General features: G+C 58.9%; 1 protein-coding gene. It reads left to right on the forward strand.

The window, feature by feature from the left end; genetic code table 11:
* Positions 1-88 precede the first annotated feature (88 nt).
* A complete protein-coding gene (locus KHO33_RS41830; RefSeq protein ID WP_200566850.1) occupies positions 89-1189 on the forward strand; it encodes an IS5 family transposase in 1101 nt (366 codons plus the stop codon).
* The last annotated feature ends 158 nt before the right edge of the window (positions 1190-1347 follow it).

Raw genomic sequence — 1347 nt, forward strand, 5'->3', positions numbered from 1 at the left:
CAGGCCGCGGAAATACCTCGCACTGAAGTCATCGCAGCCGATAGCCAAAGCGTTGATGTAAGAAGCTCACCCGCCCCCCAAGGAGATCATGCGCGGCACCGACACGTTCACCGAGAGTTTGTTTTCCGTGCGCAAACTGGACGACTTCGTTCCGAACTCGCATCCGCTGCGCTCGATCCGCGTCATGGCGAACGAGGCGCTGGCGAAGATGGATGGCGTGTTTGCGGGGATGTACGAGGCCGACATCAAAGGAGGCCGGCCGAGCATCGCGCCCGAGAAGTTGCTGCGGGCGATGCTGCTGCAGGTGCTGTACAGCATCCGGTCTGAACGTCAGCTTATGGAGCAAACGCAATACAACCTGCTGTTTCGGTGGTTTATCGGTCTGTCGATGGACGATTCGGTCTGGGTGCCGACGGTGTTCACGAAGAACCGGGAGCGTTTAATCAGGCACGATGCGGTGGTCGAATTTTTCAACGAAGTCCTGTGCATCGCGCAGAAGCGGAACTGGTTGTCGGGCGAGCACTTCAGCGTGGACGGCACGCTGATCCAGGCGTGGGCGGGGCACAAGAGCTTTGTGCGTAAGGACAGTGACGACAGCGATAACGACGGTGGCAGCGGCGAAGGCGACTTCAAGGGCAGCAAGCGGAGCAACGAAACGCACGAGTCGAAGACCGATCCCGATGCACGGCTTTACCGCAAGGGCAAGACGGCCAGCGAATTGCGTTACATGGGTCACACGCTGACTGACAACCGCCATGGACTGGTCGTCAACGCGCGCGTGAGTTTTGCTGACGGACATGCCGAACGTGAAGCGGCCAAGGTCATGATCAACGATGCACGGCAAGCAGCGAACGATGCGGCTGCGCAAATCACGCTGGGCGCGGACAAGGGTTACGACGCACAGGAATTCATCGAAGCCTGCCAGCAGATGAAGGTCATGCCGCACGTGGCGCAGAACACGTCGGGTCGCCGTTCTGCCGTGCCCGACGAGATTGCGAGCAGCGTGGGCTACGCGATATCGCAGCAAAAACGCAAGCTGATAGAGCAAGGCTTTGGGTGGGCGAAGACCGTGGGGCGCATGCGCCAGGTGATGGTGCGCGGGTTGAAGAAAGTTGACCAGATGTTCGTGTTGAACATGGCCGCCTACAACCTCGTGCGCATGCGTTCGCTAGGACAGGTCCGCCCGTAGTGGCAACAATTGCGGTAATGATGCGAAAAACAGGCCTCAGACCGTCAAAAAACAAGCGGGATTCGCATTGAAATTTCGCAATGCAGAAAATTGCGCGGCGGTAGCCGCGCACAGCGAAGGACGTTGCTTCTGGAGGGGTGTATTTCCGCGGCCTGTTA

The sequence above is a fragment of the Paraburkholderia nemoris genome (assembly GCF_905221015.1).
Taxonomy (GTDB): domain Bacteria; phylum Pseudomonadota; class Gammaproteobacteria; order Burkholderiales; family Burkholderiaceae; genus Paraburkholderia; species Paraburkholderia nemoris.

Coding starts and splice junctions, on each gene's coding strand:
- KHO33_RS41830 (WP_200566850.1), top strand. CDS start 89: ATGCGCGGCACCGACACGTTCACCGAGAGTTTGTTTTCCGTGCGCAAA.